The organism is Enterococcus villorum (assembly GCF_007990225.1).
GTDB classification, from domain to species: Bacteria; Bacillota; Bacilli; order Lactobacillales; family Enterococcaceae; genus Enterococcus_B; species Enterococcus_B villorum.
The window spans coordinates 17,153-39,874 of the sequence record NZ_BJWF01000020.1 but is presented as its reverse complement, the minus strand read 5'-3'; the positions used below and the strand labels follow the sequence as shown (position 1 = coordinate 39,874).

Below are 22,722 nucleotides of genomic sequence, written 5' to 3'. Positions count from 1 at the left end.
GAGGCAGTAAAATGTATAATTCTCTTTTAAATAATCTAGACCAAGAAGTATATGAATTATTTTCCTATTTATTAGCGAACGATTTTCGTTATGGCAGTTTGTCTGAATTAGCAAAAAAGCTAAAACATACTAGAAGCAGAATGAACTTGATCATTGATCGGGCAAAAGAATTGCAAGCGATATATCCTGCGTATACGATCGAAATTACAGATACCGCTGAACTTTCGATCAATCTTTCATCAGAGTTTTTGCTTTCAAAATTGTATGCTCTGATGCTGAAAGAAACGATTCCTTTTAAAATATTGGATCGTTTATTTAGTGAACGTTATGTTTCTTTGGAAAAAACTGCACAATATTATTATTTAAGTAATCGAACTGTTCAACGTAAATTGAAAGAATTAAATACGATTTTATCAAATTATGATGTATCTTTGGATTTAAAAAGTAAAACCTTGTTTAAAGGAGAAGAATATCGCATCAGGTATTTTTTCCACACGATGTATTGGCAAATATTTGATGAAACACATAAAAAAAATTTTGATTTGACAAAGACGAGTATTGAGAAATTAAAACAAACTTTAAAAAAATTACCTACCTTGTACCGTCACATTGATCAAGAAAAGTTTATTCAAATAGTTGCATTAAGCTTTTATAGAATAAAAAGGAAACACATGATAAAAGAACTGCCTGAGGAAATGACGAAGATCAAACACTTAAATATATCTTATGAGGTATTTAGAGAAGATATATTAAAAAGTGTGATAAAAGAAAATTATATGGTAGACAAACTTCCAGAAACGGAATATCAGTTTTTATATTACATGTTTTCAGTAATGACTACATATTTACCAGAAGAAATAACAGAACAAGGGATGCGCTCTTTGCATTTAGATACAGATTCTTGGAGAACAGCAGAGATATTTGCGAAAACAACCCAACAATTTTTTAATTTGCCAATCAATGTTCAAGATAAAAGATACCTGGTACTAAATGCATGGATTATCCATTCCTCTTCAAAGGTTTTCTCTTCCGAAAATAAAATAGATGCTTTTGGAAAAACGACAACAGAAAAAGATTATATACGTGTATTTCCAGACTTATATTTAAAAGTGAAGGAGTTATATTTTAATTTGGCCAACCAATCTGAAATTTTTGAACAATTGTATCATGCGAATAATCGTTTGATTTTTCAATACTGTATGCTGATTTCACTGCTTGTGCAAAAACAAAATCGAAAGATAAAAGTATTTCATGAGTCGAAATTTGGAAAAGTTCAAGATGCAAGGCAAAAAAAACAAATGCGACAGCTATTAGGAGAAAAAATTATTTTTGTGAATGAAGATCCAGAAATCGTTATTACTGATTACCCAGTAGATCAACAAAAATATTTAGCTCAAAACAATAAAGTACAATTTTTTAAATGGCATAGTTTTCAAACAACTGAAAAGTGGATAGAACTGCTTGATTTTTTTGAAAATTATAAGTAGATCAAAAGTTATCTGACATAAAGTAGTTCTGTTATAGAAAATGTGGATGTGCTTTGCTTGAATCAATCATTCTTTTATTCAAAACTTTTTTGAACAAGTGAAAAAAATACTTTTCGCCATTTACTTACTGTGGCGAAAAGTATTTTTTATTTTTAATTTGAACGAACATCTAACAAGGAATAATTACGGACATCATAGCGATTTCTGCTTGTAGAAAACTCAATGGGTTGCCCATCTTTTAAATAAACGACTTGCTGAACTTCTAAAACTGGATCTGTTTTTGCACAGTTTAGGTATTCTTGATCAAAAGTAGTGCTTTTATCAGCGGAAATCGCACGATAAGCTCCAGCAAAGTGTAGGTTTAATTCTTGATGCAAGTAGTCATAAATAGAAGTCAACAAATGTTCTTTTTTTAGCCCAGGGACTAAATGAACTGGCATAAATGTGTGTTCCAAAATATAAGGCTCATTTTCGAGGATTCTTAAACGATGAATATTATAAACAGGTTGTTCTGCACCGATCATTAATTTTTCTTGAATAAAGGGAGCAGGAAACTCGACATCAAACTGAATGATTTGACTTGTAAGCAAGCGCTGACGTCGTTTCATTTGATGACTGAGACCTTCATATTCATTTGCAGGAGAAGTATCTTTTTCAATAAAAGGATGGTCTAAAATTTTTGTCCCTGAACCTCTTTGCGAGTAAACCAAACCTTCCATGGCTAGGATATTAATGGCTTTTTTGATTGTCATTCGACTAGCACCGAATTCTTCGACCAAACAGACTTGATTTGGCAAAAGGCTATTAGGCGGATATTCTTTTGAACGAATTCTTTCCCTTAAAACATTAGCGATTTCTTCATATTTTGGCACATTTTTCACCTCGTATTTAAGTATAACGAAAGTTATTTCGTTCGACAAGCTATTAATAACATCGTTATATAAGTAAAGTGGATGAACTCAGTGGTTCAGCGTGCCCAATCTACCAAAAATGTTATGTTTTTAATTGGGTAAGCTCACGTATAAATCGATTCTTTTGCAAAGCAGTCAAACGATTAAAGCTTTTGACGAAGTCATTCGAGAAAGCAACCGTTAATTTAGACAACATCTAAATCGGGTTGTTTGTCTAAAACTTTTAAGAATGGGTACCAAATAAAAGCTACGATAACAAAGTCTACAACTTGTAAAAGGCCACCAAGCCATGAATTGGTGGCTAACACGCCACTAGCAATGATTGGAACTGTCCATGGCACAGACACACCAGTTGGTGGAGGAACAATTCCGGTAGCCATCATCAAGTAATTAAAGGTGGTAACAATTAATGGTGCAACGACCCAAGGAATTAAAATAGTTGCATTCAAAACAATTGGCAATCCGAAAATAGCCGGTTCATTAACATTGAAAATTCCTGGTGCTAAAGCTAAGCGTCCCACATCACGATATTGTTTTTTCTTTAAAATAAAAGCCATCAACAAAACCACGGCTAAAGTCATACCCGATCCGCCAATCCCAACTGTAAAAGTTTCCATAAATGGTTTTGTAATGATATGTGGCAATTCTTTGCCATGTTGATAGGCTTCTAAATTATCTAACATTAGCGTATTCCAAATCGGATCCATCACGGAATTAACAATGATTTGACCGTGTAAACCAAAAAACCATAGAAATTGAACAAAGAATAAAGCAAGCAAAGTGGCAGGTAAACTGCTACCCAAACCAGTTAATGGTTTTTGAATGACTTCATAGACGAGATCATGTAGATTAGCATGAAAGATTCCAGTCATAATGGCGTTAATTATTAAGAAAATAGTCAGTGTTACGACAGCAGGAATCAAAGCGGCAAATGATTTTGTCACTGCGGGTGGCACACCATCAGGCATTTTAATCTGCCAACCGCGCTTTGTGATTCTACAATAAATTTCTGCCGCTAAAAATGCAGCGATCATGCCAATGAACATTCCTTTAGCCCCTAGCCGATCTAGAGACAATACGCCTGAAACTTCTTCACCACTAGTTGTCGTCATGACAAATGGTGTCAAAATTAAAAAACTTGCAAAAGAAACAGCTCCGCCAAAAATACCTTCTACGTCATATGATTTTGATAAATAATAGCCGATACCAAAAGTAACAAAAACAGACATAATGCTCATTGTTGCATTTTGGCCATTTCCAAAGAGCGTGCTAAGCGTTCCTTTTGTGCTATCACTGAAAAATGGTAAATTGTTTACCACCACAACAATGGAGCCAAACATCGTTAAAGGAAATGACAACATAAACGCATCTCTTAAGACAGTCAAGTAACGATTTTGGCCTAAGAGATTTGCTAAGGGCATTATTTTTTGAGACAGTTTATTCATGAACCCATTCATATTTTTCACCTCAGATTTATTTTTGCAATCGATTACAAGGGTAGTATAACCATAGGCATAGAAAATGTCTAGTCATTTATTTTAAAAGTATTGATTTATTTGTAAAGATTGTTTATGATGACGATAACAAATTAAAAGAAACGAGGGGAAAGCAATGACAACCTATCATTTTCCAGATCAATTTTGGTGGGGAACTGCTGCAAGCGGACCGCAAACAGAAGGGCGAACCGTTGGAGATGGCAAAGGAGAAAATATTTGGGATTATTGGTATGAAGTAGAACCAGAAAAATTCTTCCAACAAGTGGGACCTGAAAAAACTTCTCAAGTGTATACAAAGTATAAAGAGGATGTTTTATTAATGAAACAGACTGGACACAACACATTTCGTACGTCCATTCAATGGAGTCGTCTATTTCCTAATGGGACAGGTAAAGTGAATCAACAAGCGGTGACTTTTTATCGTGCCTATTTTACAGAATTATTAGAACAAGGAATTGAACCATTTATTAATTTGTATCATTTTGATATGCCTTTGGATTTACAAAAACAAGGAGGATGGTTATCACGCCAAACAGTTGATGCCTATGTAAATTATGCGAAACCATGTTTTGACTTATTTGGTGATTTAGTCAAAACATGGTTTACCCATAATGAACCAATTGTACCAGTGGAAGGAGGCTATTTGTACCAATTTCATTATCCAAATCATATTAACTTAAGAGAAGCAATTCAAGTTGCTTTTCATGAAAATTTAGCAAGCGCTAAAGCAATCAAAGCTTATCATGCAACCAAGCAAGAAGGAGAAATCGGCATTATTTTAAATTTAACCCCTAGTTATCCTCGGGATGAAAACAATTCAGAAGACGTAAAAGCTGCAAGAATTGCTGATGCTTTTTTCAATCGTTCTTTCCTTGATCCAGCGGTAAAAGGAGAATTTCCTCAAGATCTCGTGGCCATTGTGAAAGAGTTAGATATGATGCCAAAGATGGAAGAAGGTGATTTAGCAACTATTAAAGAAAATACCATTGATTTGCTAGGAATTAACTACTATCAACCCCGACGAATCAAAGCTAAAGAAACCCCTATTGATCATCAAAATGGACCAATGCCAGAAGATTATTTTGATTATTACGAGATGCCAAATAAAAAGATGAATGTCTATCGTGGATGGGAAATCTATGAAAAAGGAATTTATGATATTTTAACCAATACCCGTGAAAACTATGGAAATATCAAATGTTATATTTCTGAAAATGGTATGGGAGTGGAAGGTGAAGAACGCTTTGTCAATTCAGAGGGTGTCATTGAGGATGACTATCGCATCGAATTTGTGAAAGAGCATTTAAAATATGTCCACCAAGCCATTCAAGAAGGAACAAATTGTGTCGGTTACCATATGTGGACTTGTATGGACAATTGGTCCTGGACAAATGCTTACAAAAATCGCTATGGCTTAATTGCAGTTGATTTAGAACAAGACGGCAAGCGAACCATCAAAAAATCGGGTCATTGGTTTAAAAAAATTGCCATTGAAAATGGTTTTGAAACGTAAAAACAAAAATAATGGAAAAAAATCGATGAACTTATAGCTTCTTCTAAAACTATAAGTTCATTAGTTCTTAATAAAAATTATTTTGATAAAAACAGTACATATAAAAGAAAGACACATACGGATCCATAACACTCCATTGCGTCACACAATGAATGGAGAAAAAAGTAACAGGTAATCCCAATTTGTATATGCTAACAAAATGATTATAAACATAAGTAAGCGTTTTTATGTACATATTTTGATCGTTAGATAACTAACATAAAAAGATAGGAGAATCCATAATGAATTCAGAAAAAAATAAAGCAAATTCCTCTTTTTCTCAAAAAACTATAAACGGTGGGAATGGCCAAAAGCAACGGGGAATCGATACGTCTTTCCTTCAACAAAACATCAATGAACAAGCCAGTTACTATCTAACAGAGGAACAGCCAAGTGAAAAAAAGATAAAGGAAGATTTAGACTATATCGAAATGAAAGAGTTTATTCATGCGATTAATCCAAATGAGGTAAAAACTTTTGAAGAGATATTTCAAAAAGTCAATAACCATGCTTTAGAGAATAAAGAAAGCATGGTTATTGAAGAACTTAAAAATGATTTAGATAAAATATCTGCAAAGTACAATCCGTTTGAAGTGATCGGAATAATAGAAGAGGTATTAAAAGAAAATAAAAATTTAAAAGAAGGAAGTTATGCAAATATAGAAATTCTAAGTGAAGTAAAAGAAGCATTGAAAGCAAATAACATAAATTTAGAAGGAAAAAAGAGAGATCAGTGGGTTGAATCAATCATTGATAATGACATAGATAAAAGAATAGCAAGCTACTCAAGTAGAATTAATTCTATAATGTGGGGAAAAAACTGGGAATTTGATAATGGACTGGGATACTACTTAGAAAGATTAGAAACATACCTTAAATTGAAGACAAGAGGAATAAAATTCATAACGGAAAATACTTCTTTTATAAGCAGAGAAATAAATGTATATGACCACGAAAAGGTTTTAGAACTGATCAAACAAGATCATTCTATCAGAGAATTACTTTCTATATATAAAAGAATTATCCCGAATCTTCCTCTAAAAGATTTTGAACAGGCGACACTGCAAGTGCTAGCGCATTATACGAATTTAGCTCATAAAATAGAAAAAGAGTACTTAGGAACAAAGGTAGAGCTTAAAAAGCAAATAAAACAGTTACATAAACTAGATAGAAAATATGGTGCGGAATTTATTCAATTTTTAGTATCAGAATATTCTGGAAAAAAACATAGAGCTTTGCCAGATACGGAGCAAGAAGTACAAATCTTAGCAGATAAAATCATAAAAACATGTCATGAGTTATTCCCTGTTCCTCAAATAGAGTTACAAAATCATTCGGATTTAGTTGAGACGATAAATCCAAGTATAAAAGAAAAAATGAAAACCCAAAATCTTTATAAAAAAATGGATCGATTAGTCGATTTGCATATTAAAGAACCTAAAACTAGTATTATAAATGATCAAAATTTTATTTCTCAATTAGATAAATCAAATCAAGAGACTATTTTAGCTGGGGAAAAATTAATCCGTCTAATGAATCAATCGAATACTAGAAGTAGCCAAGCGCTGCTTACGACCTTAAAAAATCGAGGAAATTTAACACTAGAAGAAATCAGTCAAGCAGTGATTGATTTTCATGCATTTTCTCCTTCATTAGAACTAAACAAGCAATTTTTAACACTATTATTTCTACCAAGTACAGGAGAAAGAAGAAGGGAAAAAGAAGTTACAGCACCTGAGATGAAAGAGTTAGTAAGGACCGCAGTATCCTTACAACAACGCCTAAAATCAACTGAATTAACCAATCATCTGATACAAAAAATGGTTAATCCCGAAGAAATTCCGACGAAAAAGAAAATTTCATCTGCGATTCAATTGCAACAATTCGTTAAAGAATTAAATGAACAGCTTAAAACACCTACTGAAAGAGAAGCAGCTATTCAGACAGTGATGGATCCATATTTAACATTAAAGGAGAGACAGCAATTTTACACTTTTATGAAAAATGATGCGTTTTTGCAACGAACGCTGAAGCAAGATAATTTAACAACTCTGGAATTAAAAGCCTATGTTTGGGCTGCTGTGAATAAAAGTGATCTTCCTTTTATTGATCGTATAAATATACGAATCGATTACCTACTACCAACACATGAGAAAGCGAAATTGGAAGAATTGATCACTCATAAAGAGTTTGTACGTTTAGTAGCAGATGAGTTGGGCATTGAAACAGCGCTAAAATTTGATCAAGGATTAAAAACTGATATGAAAGAAAACCGCGAACTGTTCCTGACGGTATTTAGACAGACACACTCAACAACAATGAAAGAGTATATCTTACAACGAGCAAATTCAGAACTAAATAGAGAAGAACAAGCAAATTTTTATCAGCAAATTTTACCGTTTACGCCAAAAAAAATGGAAAAACTGGCTTATGGTCTATTGATTAGGCCTCAATCACAGGGGCAAAAAATGGCACAGAAAGAATCTTTTAACAAAGCAACTATACTGAAAGCCATTTGCGCACTAGACACAGAGATAGAAAAGCGAGTGGTATACCTTCGAAATAATAGACTCCCTTTACTTCAAGTGCAATTAATAAAAGAAATCAAAGAAGAATTAGAAAGTAAGAAGATCAAGTATTATTTGCCTGAGATAATGGCTGCATTTGAATATGTAGACTTTAAGGAAAAAAAAGGAAACAATAAAGAGGAGTTATTAAAACAAGAAATAACGGATTTAGGTATAAATTATACAGAAGAACAAATGAATGAGTGGAAACAACTGTTTTTTACAGGACCTGATGAGTATGGAGAAACACACGACGAGATAGTAGAAGAAATCGAAGGCTGTCTAATGAATAAAATGGAACAGATAGAAAATAAATTGTCGAGAAATTCACTTACAAATGATCTGCTATCGGCAAAAGAAAAGTTGACAGAAGCAATTGAACAATCTGCGCATGGAGTGAATGTTCAAGATAAAACATTGAGTGCAGAAAATCAATTTATAAAGAACCTAACAACTCACGAAATAATAAAAAAATTAACACAAGAAGCACCAGAAGTGGCACAAGAATTGTTTGAAAAATGCATGAAAAAAATACCATTTATTAAATGCACGAATCCTTCAGATTATCTACGTAAGGTTGTAGATCAATGGTATGAAACAAAAGAATTTCAACAAATTTTACAACCTTATGAAAACAAAGAAGAAAAATCAATCTGTTTTGAAAAGGCATTATACCAATTATGGGAAAGAGAGACGTGGGATTGTTCGGAGAATCTTCGTGCAGTAGTGACACATTTTTCTGGTATCAAGGTAAAATTAAATCCAAGGTACCGTAAATATTATGGATGTGATGATAATGGTAGCTTCTATGGAATTCGAAAAAAAGCATATCACTTAATTGAAAATTATACCAACATAGATAGTAGACAGATACCAAAAATATTACCAAAAGAACTTCAAAAATCAGAGGTGGTAAAACAAGCAAGTATTCCTAATAGGAAAGAAACGGAGTATTTGGTTCAGCGACCATTGTCATTGCATTCTAGAATAAAAGAGGCAACTCATCAATCACTTAACCAAAGTTGTAGCCACTCAAATGAACCTCAGCGGATGCAAAGTAATGAAACGCAAACAAGACAAAATGCGATCAGTCAACCCCTTATATCTCTGGAATTAAGAAAAAAAGAAGCAGTTAAACAGTCCATTAATCAAAATGAGCATTTACATGATCGTGAAAATACCCGCAAGCAATCAGTTAAGACGATGGTCAAATTATTTGAACAGCAGGCGCATGAAGTCTAGTTATTTATTCAACGATTGAACTTGATAAACTATGAGAAGAGGTCGTGAAAAAGCTGTTCAGCCTCAAGCATTAAAGAAGAATTCAATAAAACAGCTTTCCATGTTTTGATGAATTCTGATTTAATGCCGAAGAGGCTAGCTTTTGAACACCGTTTATCAGAGGTTGTGAGCAGCATGATCTGCTTCAAGAATTAAGAACGAAAATGCGAAAATAGCTTCACATATTTTTGTCTTTTCGAGCTTAATTCCGCAGAAGCAATGCTGTGAACACCGTTTATGGAGAAGAGGTCGTGAAAGTAGCGATCAGCTCCGAGCGAATAAGAGATAAATTTTTAAAATAGCTCTTTATATTTTAGAAATTTATCTCTTATTGCTGAGGAGTTGCTACTTGAGCACCGTTTAAGAAGAGGTCGTGAAAAGAGCGTTTTGACCTGAGTATTAGTGAATAAAATTGAGAAATAGCTTTTCATATTTTAAAATTTTTTGAACTAATACCGAAGGACAGCTCTTAGAACACCGTTTAAGAAGAGGTCGTGAAAAGAGTGTTTTGACCTGAGTATTAGCGAAGAAAATTGAAAAATAGCTTCTCATGTTTTTCCTCTGTTTGGGCTTATTGTCGCAGATGCAAGTCTTAGAACACCGTTTGTATATATTTAGAGTGTGAGGTGAAAGTATTTTTTATATTTTGTTCTATACTCTTCTCACTATTGTCAAAACCATGAATTTCTAAAACTAGAGAAGACTTTAATATTGTAAATTAATGAAAAGCTACTACTAAGTAATAAATAAAAGTTAGGAGACTAAAGGGATGAATTTGGAATCAAATGATACGGCTAAATTAATGAATGAAGGAATTAATTTATATATCGAAATGTTAGGAGAAAAACATGATTCTAACCAATTAATAAGAAAAGAGTATGCTATTTTTGAAGAAGAAGTTTTACCAAATTTAAAAACCGAAGAACAGAAAAAGTTTGCAACTTGGAAAAAGCTTGTGCAGTTGATTCATCAATCCACTTATAAAAATAAACAAGCGCTAATTGTCGCACTGAATAACCGAGAGAAACTAACAATGGATGAAATAGGAAAAGCAACGCATTCATTTTATACATTTTCTTCTTTAGAAATAACTAAGGATTTCTTAGAATTTTTATCCTTGCCAATGTTGGATAAAAAGAAAAATGAAAAAGAAAAGTTGAACGGAAAAAAGGAGAAAGCAATCGCCGAAGACAAAGCATGCCAAGAATTAGTCAGAGCAGCCGTATTTTTACAAACAAAAACAAATTCAAGTGAATTAACAAATGCGATGATTACCAAAATAGTTCCTTTTAAAGAACATATCAACAAAACAGCTACACCTTATGACATTCAACTGCAGAAATTTGTGAAAGAATTAGTTGAAAATTTTAAAACACCAACGGAAAGAGAAACTGTGATCCAGACGGTAATGGCTCCGTATTTAACTTTAAAGGAAAGACAAGCATTTTATACATATTTAAAAAAAGATCCGTTTCTTCAACAAATTGTAAAGAAGAGCCATTTAACAAAGCTTGAATTAAAAGCGTACGTGGTTGCTTCCACGAATAAAAGTGAGTTACCATTTAAAGATCGTATTGCTAATGGAATTGATCGTTTCATAACCGCAGAGGAACAAATAAAACTAAAAGAATTAATCATACAAAAAGAAAAGATCCTTGTATTAAAAGAAGAGATGAATCTTGACGTTGCATTAAGAGCGGACAAAGCATTTAGAAGAGGAAGACAAAGAGACAAAAATTTTTTAACAACCATTTATCAGCAAGTTAACTCCTTAGAGATAAAAGAATTTCTAATGCAAAGAATCAAAAAAATATCAGACGAATTAAAAAACAAACGTCATCAAGAGGTTATGCTACAACCATCGTCCAATCAACCTAAAAGGATAGAAAAGATTATTTCCAGACAAGCTATTATTTCTGATAATAAAGGAATGGAAGACTTACATAAACGACAAGCAGATGGAACACAAGTGAAAAAAAGTCAAATACTTCTTAAAAAAGAGAGTAAATTGCAAGAAAAAAATGGGATTACCAAAAAAATATTTCAGGTGTTTTCTAATATAAAAAATTCATCCCTTCAACAATCTGTTCTTACAAATAATCGTGATACTGGACTAGCTTCGAAGGCTAGAGAAACAAAATTAATAAAGTAAATCTTGTTTCGATAATAGAAGGAAGAATTATCTAATTATTTGTTCCAATAAAATAATCATGCTACACTTATTTTAAAGGAGGCGGTTTCAATGGTAGATACGTATCAAAACATATTAGTTGCAATTGACGGTTCAGAAAAAGCTGAAAAGGCCTTTGCAGAAGCGGTCACAATTGCTAAAAGAAACCATGCAAAACTGCATATTTTATATGTAAATGAAGTAACTGGTAACTATTATGGTGATTTTGCTTTTGTAACGACTAATTTGCAAGAAGAATTAGATGAAGTAGCAGAAAATCAAATGAAGGAACATCGCAATTTAGCCATCGAAAAAGGATTAACAGATATTGAAACGTATATTTTATATGGATATCCGAAGACTTTAATTGCAAATTTTAATGAATCAAAAGAAAAAATTGACTTGATTGTTATGGGTGCTACAGGATTGAACGCCGTTGAACGGGTATTAGTCGGCTCCACGACTTCTTATGTTGTTACCCATGCACCGTGTAATGTATTAGTAGTAAAATAATTCTAATGATTTTGATTTAGAGTTTCTGACAGAAGTGAGGCGCTCCCAAAAAGATGCACGTGAAAACGTAAAACTTTTTGGGAGCACCTCAGTTTTTAGATAGTCTGATGTTTCATCACTTTTATTGCTCATTCTTCTTATTCATGATCGGAAAGACAAACGGCATCTGTTCGTTCGATCAAGTTGATTGCATCACTTGCGAAGTGGTATAGTGAATGGGAAAGAAAATAATTGAAGCTAGATAAAAGGGATGGTACAAATGGATAAGCAATTTTTACAAGTGATGACGATTGCAGGATCAGACAGTGATGGAAGTGCGGGCATGCAAGCAGATATGCACACATTCTTTACTCGTGGTGTTTATGGTGTATCAATCATGACTGCTTGTGTGGCAGGTAATTCTTATGGCATCGGCGCTAGTATTACTTTACCAAGTGATTTCATTGAGAAAGAATTTTCCTTGATTGCAAAAGATTATCAAGTAAGAGCTGCCAAAACGGGAATGCTAGCGGATGCTGAGTTGATTGAGACAGTGGTAAATAATTATCAAAAGTATGATTTTGGTCCGTTAGTAGTGGATCCGGTCATTGTCACAAAGCATGGCAATTTATTACTAGAAGAAGCTGCTTTAACGAGCTTAAAGGAAAAATTATTGCCTTTAGCGACTGTTTTGACGCCTAATTTTTATGAGGCGGAAAAATTAACTGGACGTACGTTAAAAACAGAGGATGATTATGCCCAAGCAGCGAACCAGCTTCAAAAGATGGGCGCAAAAAACGTGATGATTAAGGGAGCTCATAAAAAAGAAAGCAAACAACAAGAAGTAAGAGATTATGTTTTACTGGAATCTGGTCAATCTTTTTGGCTAAGTGAAAAATTTTATCCTACTGATCGAATTAATGGCACAGGAGATACATTATCTGCTTGTATTGCAGCAGAATTGGCAAAAGGAAAAACAGTAGAAGAAGCAATCCGTATCGCTAAAGAATATGTCAATATTGCGATTCGTGAAGAAATTATTGTTGGACATAAATATGGCCCAATCAATCACTGGGCAGCTGAAAAACAACTGGATTGATAACTAGCTATAAAACGAAAATAGAATGTCTATTGAAGGAAAAAAGGAATCTCCTTTTTTATTTTGAAAAGGATTCATTTTTTTGTCAACCTTGGCTTATTTTTTGAAGAGTGTCTGTTTATTTTCTCTGTTTATTTTCTCTGTTTATTCAGTTTTAGAATATGAGAAAAAAGTAATAGTTATTTTTGTCCCAGAAAAGTTTTCTATTTCACAGAATTGGAGAAAACAAGCGAGAAATTTGTTGTTTAAATAGCAACCAAGTAGACATTTCTTTGACTGTTTCAGTCGTCATCGGTAGGCATTGTTTTTCATCCAGCAAAAATTGATTGGCTAATTGGTCTAAAAATACTGGATCATAAATAACTGCACTTGTTTCAAAATTTAAGCGATAACTACGAATATCTTGATTTGCAGAACCAACCATACAAATTTCATCATCCATAATCAATGTTTTGGCATGTAAAAAACCAGCTTCATAAATCAAAATTTGAACATTTTCTTTGATCAATTGGCGAGCATAATATTGTGTTGCCCGATAAATAAAAGGATGATCCGGTTTGTTTGGAATCATGATTTTTACTTCAACCCCTGAAGAAGCTGCAATTTTTAATGCGGCGATGACACTTTCATCTGGAACAAGATAAGGCGTTTGAATCCAGATGCGTTTTTTTGCTGCGGTGATTAATTTAATAAATGATAACTTGATTTGTTCCCGTTCATTGTTCGGTCCACTTGAGACTAGCTGAATAGAAGTATTTGCCTCTTTAAAATCTTTCCCCTGTTCTTTTTGAAAGAAATAATCAAGATGATACCCAACTTTCTTTTGCTCTGGCACAGAAACATTCCAATCGGTTAAAAAGCGTAGTTGCAATAAAGAGGCTGCCGCTCCATAGATTCGAATATGAGTATCTCGCCAATAACCAAATTTTTTCGTTGTCTTGACGTATTGATTGGCGATGTTAAAGCCACCAGTGTAACCAATTTTCCCATCAATGACTACAATTTTTCGATGGTCGTGATAATTTAAACGAAAACGAAGTAGAGCTCTTTGAGAAGTAATAAAAGTATGGACATGACCACCTTGTTGGATCAGTCGATTAAAATCTTTGGCTTTGGTGCCATGAGAACCAAATGCATCATAAAGTAAACGAACTTCAACACCTTCTGCGGCTTTTTCTTCAAGCAATGACAATACCTGTTGACCAATATGATCAGTTACGAATGCGTAATATTCAATATGGATTGAATGTTTGGCTTGCTTGATATCAGTTAAAAGAGAAGTCAATTTTTGTTGACCGTCTGTTAGCAAGGTGACAGAATTTCGTCGGGTGAGTGGCATACGATTGAGCGAGGAAAAAAAGTCAACGAATTGTTGGTGTTCTTGATTGTCCATTACTGGATTATAATGATCAATCGTGTCTCCTTTAAAATCTTGAAAGTTTTCTAGCTCTTTTAAATCGCTTTGTCTTAAATAGAATTTTTTCTTATCAGTTAACCCACGACCAAAGAAAAGATAAAGGACAAAGCCAACTCCTGGAAGTGCGAAGAGTACAAGTAGCCATGCCCAAATGGCTGCTACATCGCGAGGTTTGATTAAAATAGTCACTAAAGCAATCAGTGCATTAATCAAATAAAGAATAGTTATTATAGTTGTGACCAAATCAGTATCCTCCTTATTTAGAATAACAATCAATATTATATCATGAGAAACACAAGAAACCTAAAATTGAGATAGCGGGAATAAAAAGATAATGAAAAAATAATGAGTGCAAGGTAAATGGGTTGCAATTTTTTATTCCTTCATGTAGGATAATAGTATAGTTGAATATCTCCTTAGGGGAGTAACCGACAACGTTTGTTGTGATAATATCAACAGTAAGTTAACCGAATGGTTTTCTGGTATTGTATGAAATGGTGAGACCTAAGACAAATCTGTATTTGTCTTAGGTCTCTTTTTTTTCAGTCAGAATGCCATTTGGTAACGAAAAAACAAAATGGGGGATGAATTTTGGAAAACAAGGAACAAGCTCAGCGAACTGTCTATAAAGAAACAATTGACTCGTTGATGCAAAAAACACAGAGCTCAGCAGATGGTTTAAGTACATCACAGGCAAAAGAAAAACTAGAAAGAGATGGATTGAACCAACTAAAAGAAGCACCTAAGAAACCAACTTGGAAATTGTTTTTAGAAACATTTAAAGATGCAATGGTTATTGTTTTATTGATTGTTGCTTTGATTCAAATGGTCATGGGCGATTACATTGAATTTTTTGTGATCTTTGCTGTATTGATGTTGAACTCCGTAATCAGTGTGATCCAAACAAAAAAAGCAGAAGGCTCTTTAGAAGCATTAAAAAATCTCTCTGCACCCGACGCTCGTGTGATACGTGATGGTAAAGAAAAAACGATACCTGCCAATGAATTAGTGGTAGGAGATATTGTTTTACTGGACGCAGGTGATTATGTTCCTGCGGATGGTCGTTTGTTAGAAGCTGGCTCGTTAAAAGTTGATGAAGGAATGTTAACCGGAGAGTCCGTGGCATCGGAAAAAGAAGTCACAAGCATTACTCAGACCGTTCCGATTGGGGATCGTGTAAACATGGTTTTTAGTGGAACCATTATTACTTATGGTCGTGGGAAGTTTTTAGTAACAGCAACTGGAAACAATACAGAGATTGGTGAAGTTGCCGGTTTACTTGAATCAACGACGGAACAAGTGACTCCACTCCAACGAGGGTTAGATAAATTTAGCAAGAAATTAAGTTTAGCCATTTTGGGTTTATCATTAGTTATTTTAGGAATTCAATTATTCCGTATTTATCTAGGTGAGGGCACAGGCGATTTAACTGCAGATATTGTAAGTGCAGTGATGTTTGCAGTTGCGGTTGCAGTTGCGGCTATTCCTGAGGCCTTACAATCAATTGTCACGATCGTTTTATCATTAGGAACAAATAAAATGGCGAAACGGCATGCCATTATCCGTAAATTACCAGCTGTTGAAACACTTGGTTCGACCAGCATTATTTGTACGGATAAGACCGGAACGCTCACGCAAAATAAGATGACGGTTGTTGATTATTATTTGGCAAATGGTTCAACAGGCGATTTTACCAATGACCCAACGAAGTGGACCGATGATGAAAGACGATTAATTGAAATCAGTGTCTTAGCCAATGATGCCTCAATCAGTGAAGACGGAACAAAACTAGGGGATCCAACAGAAGTTGCGTTTATTGATTTTAGTGAAAAGTTAAATCAACCGTACCAAGAGATTCGTAATAATTATCCAAGACAAGCTGAGTTACCTTTTGATTCTGATCGAAAATTGATGTCAACAGCTCATAACATTAATAAAAATCAATACCTTTTTGTTAAAGGTGGACCAGATATTGTTTTTGCACGTAGTAAAAAAGTCTTGTTAGACGGTGAAGTGGTACCGATGACTGATGAATTGATGCAAAAATTTAAGGAGCAAAACGAAGCTTTTTCAAACAAAGCATTACGTGTTTTAGCTTTTGCGTATCGTCCAATTGAAAATATTAATTTGTCTTTTGAAGATGAAGATGACTTGATTTTAGTTGGGTTACTTGCAATGATTGATCCTCCTAGAGATGAAGTCACACAAGCAGTCAAAGAAGCGAGAAGTGCAGGTATCAAAACGATTATGATCACCGGTGACCATAAAACAACTGCGGTGGCAATTGCTAAAGAGATTGGTATTTTTGCCAATGGAGATCAAGCACTTACTGGGACAGAACTTGATGAGTTATCCGAAGAACAATTAAATGAAATTTTAGAGAAAGTGACGGTCTATGCACGTGTTTCTCCAGAAAACAAAATCCGTATTGTTCGTGCTTGGCAAACGAAAGGACATATCTCAGCAATGACAGGAGATGGTGTCAATGATGCACCGGCGTTGAAACAAGCAGACATTGGTATAGCAATGGGGACAGGTACGGATGTCGCCAAAGATGCAGCGGCGATGGTTTTAACTGATGATAATTTTGCTTCGATTGTGAGTGCTGTAGAAGTTGGGCGAAATGTATTTGACAACATCAAAAAAGCCATTTCCTATTTATTCTCAGGAAATTTAGGGGCGATCATTGCCATTATTTTTGCTTTAGTGGCTGATTGGTCAAATCCATTTACTGCTTTACAGTTACTATTTATCAACTTGGTGAATGACTCCTTACCAGCGATTGCGCTCGGTACAGAAAAAGCAGAACCAGCAACAATGAAAAGACCGCCAAGAGATCCAAATTCCGGTATCTTTACTGATAAAACATTAATTTCTGTTACTTACCGTGGGGTATTGATCGGGATTTCCGTCATCTTTTCTCAATGGTTAGGAATGCAGCATTCACCTGAGTTTGGTGTCGCTATGTCCTTTTCTACTCTGATTTGGTGTCGCACACTCCAAACATTTCCAGCTCGTTCGAACACACAAACAGCGATTCAAGCGGGATTTTTCTCAAATCGTAGTGTCTTGCTTGCTGTGGTCGTATGTAGCGCCTTATATTGTTTAACGATGATTCCTGGTTTAAAAGAAGTCTTTTCAATTCCAGAAGCATTTGGTTTAACTGAAGTTTTAACATGTATGGGAATTGCTTTAGTAACGATCATTTTGATGGAAATCACAAAATTGATTCTGGTGAAGGTACAAAAAGAACAAGTATAAACATTTTTTTAAGTTTAAGGGAGTATATCCTATCGGCCAGCGTATAAAAACGCTGGCTTTTTTGTTTTATTCAACAAATAGTAACTTTGTCATTTCCATTTTTGCTATTAAAACTAATATCGAGAGCAGAAACGGAATGGGTTAAGAAACCTAAAGAAAGGTAATCCACACCACAACCTTGGTATTCATGGATATTTTGTAGTGTAATATTTCCAGAAGCTTCTGTGATAATTTTTTGATGATTGTGAACTAAGAATTGTGAAATTTTTTTTGGTGATTGATTGTCAATCATAATGACGTCTACTTTTGCAGCAACGGCTTCTTTAAAGGCTTCAATTGTTTCAACCTCTACTTCAATTTTAATCATGTGACCATTCTGTTCTCGAGCTGTCTGCACTGCTTTGGTGATGCTTCCAAAAAAAGCGATATGATTATCTTTTAGCATAATAGCATCATCTAATCCTTTTCGATGATTAAAGCCTCCACCTTGAGTAACAGCATATTTATCTAGTTGTCGTAATCCAGGAATTGTTTTTCGAGTATCTGTGACTCGAATCGTTTGATCATTTAATTGTTTAATTGCTAAATGTGTAGCTGTAGCAATACCACCTAATCGTTGCCACAGATTTAAAATTAATCGTTCCCCTGTCAAAAGTGTTTGTATTGGGCCATAAACTGTGGCAATTGGTGTATTGGCTTCTAAGAAAGTTCCTTCTTCGACGAAAGAGGTAAATTGAACATTTCCGCCAAGCAACTCGTAAATCATCGGTGCTAACCAAAGACCACAAATAATTCCTGATTCTTTTAATAGAAAAGTCCCACTGGCACGTTCTGATGCCGGGAAGATCGCTGCACTTTGATCACCACGACCAATGTCTTCAATTAAAAATTCTTTGAGTTGTTCGTTAAGTTGAATGTAATTCATTTGTTTCCTCCTAAATAAAAGACACCGTCAGTTTTTGTTCTTTTTGTTTATTTAGACTGAACTTATTTATTATTTAGATAATAGTTGCTAAGATATTTTGATACTAAAGCGAGTAAGAATTTTTGACAAAAAAAAGAGGTGTCAAGACATGGTATTTATTTTACCATTGGTGTCTTGACACTTGCAAGAGGAGATGTATTGTTTTAGTTATGGATGTAAATCACCGCAGGATAAAAAAGCGAATGGTAAAACTTAATGATTCCTTTGATTTACTTAGATGATAGAGAGGATTGTTTAGATAAAAAACTAAAATTAAAATAGACAACCGAATAAAAAAATTTGAATTGTCAGAGGGAATTTTTTTATGGTTGGAATAACTAATTCAAATGAGTGCCGTGTGAAGAGCAAATGGTGTTGTCCTTATTTCATTTAATCAGTGGACTGTCATAACAGCTTCAAAGAACGTACGATCGAAGAAAGTTGTCCTGCTAATAACCATAATGGATAGTAGATAGAGAAGTTAACTGTTTAAGTTTACTTGTTTGAGTATTAGTTAAAATGATATTTTTCTTTTGTAAACTTTTTGAGATATCCAAATTCATTCTGCTTAAAATAAAAGGTATGCCTGAACTTTTTCTAATGAGTTCACCTTTATAATTCATTAGAACAGCTCTTAAATCATCATGAAGTTCAGAATTCTTATCAGAAAGTAATTCATCAAGAATATTAATTGCTTGCTCACTTCTTTCTAATCCGCCAGAAAAACAGTTTAAATTGGGCATATATTATCCTCCTAATTAATCATTTACACCATTTTAATGCAGATATAGTCATTAAACAATGCCTGTTATTTTTTAGAAATAAAACAGATCCTCCATAAAAGTTAAACCTAAAAAACTAACTATTATGGGGGATGCTTTAATAAATCAATTTTTATTGTAAACGGAGATAAAGTGTGGTGATACTATGCTTGCACACGTTGTAATGCAGGCATATCAGCAGTAAGATACTTCCTAGCGAAATCTAAGTCCGTCAGCCATTCTTTGATATGATCTTTTTCTACGATTAGTGGCATACGGTCGTGAATTGGTGCAACTGATTCATTGGGGCTAGTTGTCATGAGAATTGATTCTGTTTCGAAGCCAACATCTTTTTTATGAATCCGATAAAAACCCCCAACATAAATAACATTGTTGCCAGGGTTAGTAAAAAACAGTTTTTGTTTGTTTGCATCCCATTCGTAAAAACCAGACATTGGAAACACACAACGTGTTTCTTTGAATGGTTTGGCAAAGGTCTTTTTTTCTTCTACCGTTTCCGCACGTGCATTAATCATCAACTGGCCTTTTTTAAATCCCTCAAAGCCCCAACGAGTGATTCCAGGAACGAGATCGGATTCATTATTCATTCCTAAAGTGACCACATAGTTTGATGGGAAAATTTCATTCGTACCAACATGGATCTGTTTGTCAACGGCATGCGGTGCAACTTGCTCATAATACGCTCTGAGTTCTTCAGAGGATAAGTCAAAAAAATAGCGTCCACACATATTAATCCCTCCGTCTATCAGTTTATAAAATTAACTTTGTTTTTATTTAAATGTAACTGGCCTGCTTATTTTTTATTTTACCTACAGTTGCATGATTTAGAAAGTAAACAGGCTTAGTGGTGTTCTTGTCATTTTGTTTATTAAAAATACAATCTTGATAGAAAGCGTAAATTTTCTATTCGAAAGAACAAGATATGAATCTGATGAATAAAAATATATAATAACTGTTACAAAAATTACGTAGATATCTACAAATGGTTACATATCCATTCTTTTTATTTATATTTGGCTGAAAATTATATATGTAATATTAATTTAAGTTAAACATATTTATTTTAAACACAAATTTTAAAATAGAATTTTTAATATGTATAGTTATATTTTTAATCTGATTATGTATAATCTTTATATTGTGAATATAAAGGTAGGGATAGATATATGAGTAGAAATTTAAAAAAACAAAAAAATAAAGAATGGGAATGTATTCAAAATATTCAAAGAAAAATGAAAATAGAAAATTGTTTTGGAATCTCTCAAGAAGAATTTAAAGAAATAAAACAGTGGATCAATAATGCGAATCCTAATGAAAAAAATAGTCATTTTCCAGATTTTTTATTTGAAAATGGATTTATTGAGCATTTTGCTATTACTTCTTCGCTTGAAAATAAAAAAGGCGCAAAACAAAAAATGGAGTCAGTTATATTAGAACAAAAGAGTGAAAAAATTTTTACTGAACAATTTGAAAAAAGCAGAATAGGAGAAATAACTAATTATTCAGTTAGCAAAAATTTTGAAGAACATTCACATAACAATATTGTAAAATCAATCAAAAAGAATTGGGAGAAACACATAGAAAGCAGTAAAAAATATATAGGAAATAAAGAGCACAGTATTTTTTTAATGGAGTATATGGATCATCATTTGCATACAGCCGTAGAAAAAGATGATGGGTGTCATAAGATATACCATACATACAGGATAACTGCAGATTTAGATTTGTTGAAATGGCTTTATAAGTTCAATGACGAGATTGAATATTTGATATTGTATCATGAAGAGTCTCTTGAAATAATTAAAATGGATGCAATTATGAATATAATTCAGGATAAAAAGAAAGTCTTATTTGCTCCTATTTTTGGTTTGGAAAACCATAGATATATTGGAGCTAAAATCTAAAATATTTATTTTGATATGATTTATAAAGATAAAAAATAGCAATTTATTACTATTTAAAAACGCTTGAGACAAAGATTGTTTCAAGCGTTTTTTTATTAAATCCGAGTGACAGAATCGCCTTCAATCAATCGGTAACCAAGATTTACTTTTTCGATGAGCGCTGGTTCGTTGATCTTTTTCAACAACAGCTTTACGGCTTCTTCACCTATAGCAGCTTGATCTTGTTCAATATGAGTAAAAATAAAGGCGTTTAAATCAAATAGATTAATGGTTGGATGATCAAAACAGACGATTGAGTAATCGTTAGGTACTGTTTTTGCTAGTCGTTCGATCGCACTTTTAGCTAACAAAGCAATATTATATTCTGTAGCAAACAATGCGGTTATCGTAGGATTTTGCTGTAAAAATGCGACAATCAAGTCAACGTCTTCTGAAATATTTCTTGAAGAACCAGGCACAACAGAATCAATTACTGAAAAAATTTGTTTTTGACTAACTGCACGATTTGCGTCAACATGGGCGGCTAAGAAACCATCAATGCGTTCATCAATCGTTGAGACATGACTGTCAGAGGTAATCAACCCAATTTTGTGATGATTTTTATCAAATAAATAGTTGATTAATTCTTTTGACGCAGAAAAGCTATCTGTTTGCACACTACAAACAGGTAATTGGTCCATTAACCGATCGATAACGACGATAGGAAAATCTTGTGCAATTAATTCTAGTATTTTTGGCGAAGTATATTCGGAGGACGTAGGTAAAAGAATTAATCCTTGAATACCTGAATCCATTAACTCTTGAATAAACTCATTTTCTTTTTTTATATCGCCATAAGTGATTTTTACCATGACATGTAATTTATCAGCTTCATAATTTAAAATACTTCGAAGGATTTCTGTGCCAAAGAAATCAGAAAAATTTGTTATCACTAAGCCAATAATCATTTTATTGAAATTGGCTTCATTTTTTCTATTACTGATGACCACTGAACCTTTTCTGGGTTTTCTAACAATGTATCCTTCTTCTTTTAATAAATCTAGTGCTTTTTTTGTTGTAATCGTACTCACTTGATAAGTGGAAGATAGCTCTTTTTCGGTAGGTAAAAGTTCATTAATCCCATATTTACCTGATTCTATCTGTTGCTTTAGTTCATTATAAATCATTTGATACAATGGTTTATTCATGGAATACCCTCCGTTCTCTCTAATTGTATATTAAATATAACATATAATTAAATCAAGTGATTTATTTTTTAAATAATCTTTGAAAGCGTTGACAAATAGTAATTAATATATATAATTGTATTTATAAAACATTTAATATATTGATTATTATA

At 33.4% G+C, this 22,722-nt stretch carries 15 protein-coding genes; 8 read left to right on the top strand and 7 right to left on the bottom strand.

Annotated features, from left to right (window positions below):
* Positions 1-11 precede the first annotated feature (11 nt).
* On the top strand, positions 12-1,487 hold the full coding sequence (locus EVI01_RS08355) for a helix-turn-helix domain-containing protein (RefSeq protein ID WP_010751338.1): 1,476 nt from the start codon (positions 12-14) through the stop codon (positions 1,485-1,487).
* Between the two features lie 152 nt (positions 1,488-1,639).
* Here the strand turns inward: EVI01_RS08355 and EVI01_RS08350 are convergent, their stop codons facing one another.
* A complete protein-coding gene (locus EVI01_RS08350; protein ID WP_010751337.1) occupies positions 1,640-2,359 on the bottom strand; it encodes a GntR family transcriptional regulator in 720 nt (239 codons plus the stop codon).
* A 224-nt stretch (positions 2,360-2,583) separates the two neighbouring features.
* Positions 2,584-3,855 (bottom strand): PTS cellobiose transporter subunit IIC, encoded by a 1,272-nt coding sequence (gene celB / locus EVI01_RS08345; protein ID WP_010751336.1) that lies wholly within the window; start codon positions 3,853-3,855, stop codon positions 2,584-2,586.
* A 154-nt stretch (positions 3,856-4,009) separates the two neighbouring features.
* Here celB and gmuD point away from each other — a divergent pair, with 154 nt between their 5' ends.
* The 5 genes from gmuD (at position 4,010) to thiD (ending at position 13,055) form a co-directional block, all read left to right on the top strand.
* Positions 4,010-5,407 carry a 6-phospho-beta-glucosidase GmuD gene (gmuD, locus tag EVI01_RS08340; RefSeq protein ID WP_010751335.1) on the top strand — a complete coding sequence of 466 codons (1,398 nt, stop codon included), beginning with the start codon at positions 4,010-4,012 and terminating at the stop codon, positions 5,405-5,407.
* A 281-nt stretch (positions 5,408-5,688) separates the two neighbouring features.
* Entirely contained in the window at positions 5,689-9,255 is a 3,567-nt protein-coding gene (locus EVI01_RS08335) for a hypothetical protein (RefSeq protein WP_010751334.1), read from the top strand.
* Between the two features lie 808 nt (positions 9,256-10,063).
* Complete coding sequence (locus EVI01_RS08330) at positions 10,064-11,446, top strand: hypothetical protein (RefSeq protein ID WP_010751333.1); 1,383 nt, start codon at positions 10,064-10,066, stop codon at positions 11,444-11,446.
* 90 nt (positions 11,447-11,536) lie between these two features.
* A complete protein-coding gene (locus EVI01_RS08325; RefSeq protein WP_010751332.1) occupies positions 11,537-11,977 on the top strand; it encodes a universal stress protein in 441 nt (146 codons plus the stop codon).
* 259 nt (positions 11,978-12,236) lie between these two features.
* Complete coding sequence (gene thiD, locus EVI01_RS08320; RefSeq protein WP_010751331.1) at positions 12,237-13,055, top strand: bifunctional hydroxymethylpyrimidine kinase/phosphomethylpyrimidine kinase; 819 nt, start codon at positions 12,237-12,239, stop codon at positions 13,053-13,055.
* A gap of 208 nt (positions 13,056-13,263) precedes the next feature.
* On the opposite strand, the gene cls is transcribed toward thiD, so the two are convergent.
* Positions 13,264-14,715, bottom strand: a complete 1,452-nt coding sequence (gene cls / locus EVI01_RS08315; protein WP_010751330.1) for a cardiolipin synthase — start codon at positions 14,713-14,715, stop codon at positions 13,264-13,266.
* A 348-nt stretch (positions 14,716-15,063) separates the two neighbouring features.
* Between cls and EVI01_RS08310 the strand changes: the two genes are divergently transcribed.
* A complete protein-coding gene (locus EVI01_RS08310; protein WP_010751329.1) occupies positions 15,064-17,733 on the top strand; it encodes a cation-translocating P-type ATPase in 2,670 nt (889 codons plus the stop codon).
* A 70-nt stretch (positions 17,734-17,803) separates the two neighbouring features.
* On the opposite strand, the gene nadC is transcribed toward EVI01_RS08310, so the two are convergent.
* From nadC to EVI01_RS08295, 3 genes are all read right to left on the bottom strand, one after another.
* Positions 17,804-18,658 (bottom strand): carboxylating nicotinate-nucleotide diphosphorylase, encoded by an 855-nt coding sequence (nadC, locus tag EVI01_RS08305; RefSeq protein ID WP_010751328.1) that lies wholly within the window; start codon positions 18,656-18,658, stop codon positions 17,804-17,806.
* Between the two features lie 488 nt (positions 18,659-19,146).
* A complete protein-coding gene (locus EVI01_RS08300; RefSeq protein ID WP_010751327.1) occupies positions 19,147-19,440 on the bottom strand; it encodes a bacteriocin immunity protein in 294 nt (97 codons plus the stop codon).
* A 182-nt stretch (positions 19,441-19,622) separates the two neighbouring features.
* On the bottom strand, positions 19,623-20,207 hold the full coding sequence (locus EVI01_RS08295) for an SOS response-associated peptidase (protein WP_010751326.1): 585 nt from the start codon (positions 20,205-20,207) through the stop codon (positions 19,623-19,625).
* Positions 20,208-20,645: 438 nt separating this feature from the next.
* On the opposite strand from EVI01_RS08295, the gene EVI01_RS08290 reads away from it, so the two are divergent.
* Positions 20,646-21,383, top strand: a complete 738-nt coding sequence (locus EVI01_RS08290; RefSeq protein WP_010751325.1) for a hypothetical protein — start codon at positions 20,646-20,648, stop codon at positions 21,381-21,383.
* 95 nt (positions 21,384-21,478) lie between these two features.
* On the opposite strand, the gene EVI01_RS08285 is transcribed toward EVI01_RS08290, so the two are convergent.
* A complete protein-coding gene (locus EVI01_RS08285) occupies positions 21,479-22,570 on the bottom strand; it encodes a GntR family transcriptional regulator (RefSeq protein ID WP_010751324.1) in 1,092 nt (363 codons plus the stop codon).
* Positions 22,571-22,722 lie beyond the last annotated feature (152 nt).

Coding starts and splice junctions, on each gene's coding strand:
- EVI01_RS08355 (WP_010751338.1), top strand. CDS start 12: ATGTATAATTCTCTTTTAAATAATCTAGACCAAGAAGTATATGAATTA.
- celB (WP_010751336.1), bottom strand. CDS start 3,855: ATGAATGGGTTCATGAATAAACTGTCTCAAAAAATAATGCCCTTAGCA.
- gmuD (WP_010751335.1), top strand. CDS start 4,010: ATGACAACCTATCATTTTCCAGATCAATTTTGGTGGGGAACTGCTGCA.
- EVI01_RS08335 (WP_010751334.1), top strand. CDS start 5,689: ATGAATTCAGAAAAAAATAAAGCAAATTCCTCTTTTTCTCAAAAAACT.
- EVI01_RS08330 (WP_010751333.1), top strand. CDS start 10,064: ATGAATTTGGAATCAAATGATACGGCTAAATTAATGAATGAAGGAATT.
- EVI01_RS08325 (WP_010751332.1), top strand. CDS start 11,537: ATGGTAGATACGTATCAAAACATATTAGTTGCAATTGACGGTTCAGAA.
- thiD (WP_010751331.1), top strand. CDS start 12,237: ATGGATAAGCAATTTTTACAAGTGATGACGATTGCAGGATCAGACAGT.
- nadC (WP_010751328.1), bottom strand. CDS start 18,658: ATGAATTACATTCAACTTAACGAACAACTCAAAGAATTTTTAATTGAA.
- EVI01_RS08300 (WP_010751327.1), bottom strand. CDS start 19,440: ATGCCCAATTTAAACTGTTTTTCTGGCGGATTAGAAAGAAGTGAGCAA.
- EVI01_RS08295 (WP_010751326.1), bottom strand. CDS start 20,207: ATGTGTGGACGCTATTTTTTTGACTTATCCTCTGAAGAACTCAGAGCG.
- EVI01_RS08290 (WP_010751325.1), top strand. CDS start 20,646: ATGAGTAGAAATTTAAAAAAACAAAAAAATAAAGAATGGGAATGTATT.
- EVI01_RS08285 (WP_010751324.1), bottom strand. CDS start 22,570: ATGAATAAACCATTGTATCAAATGATTTATAATGAACTAAAGCAACAG.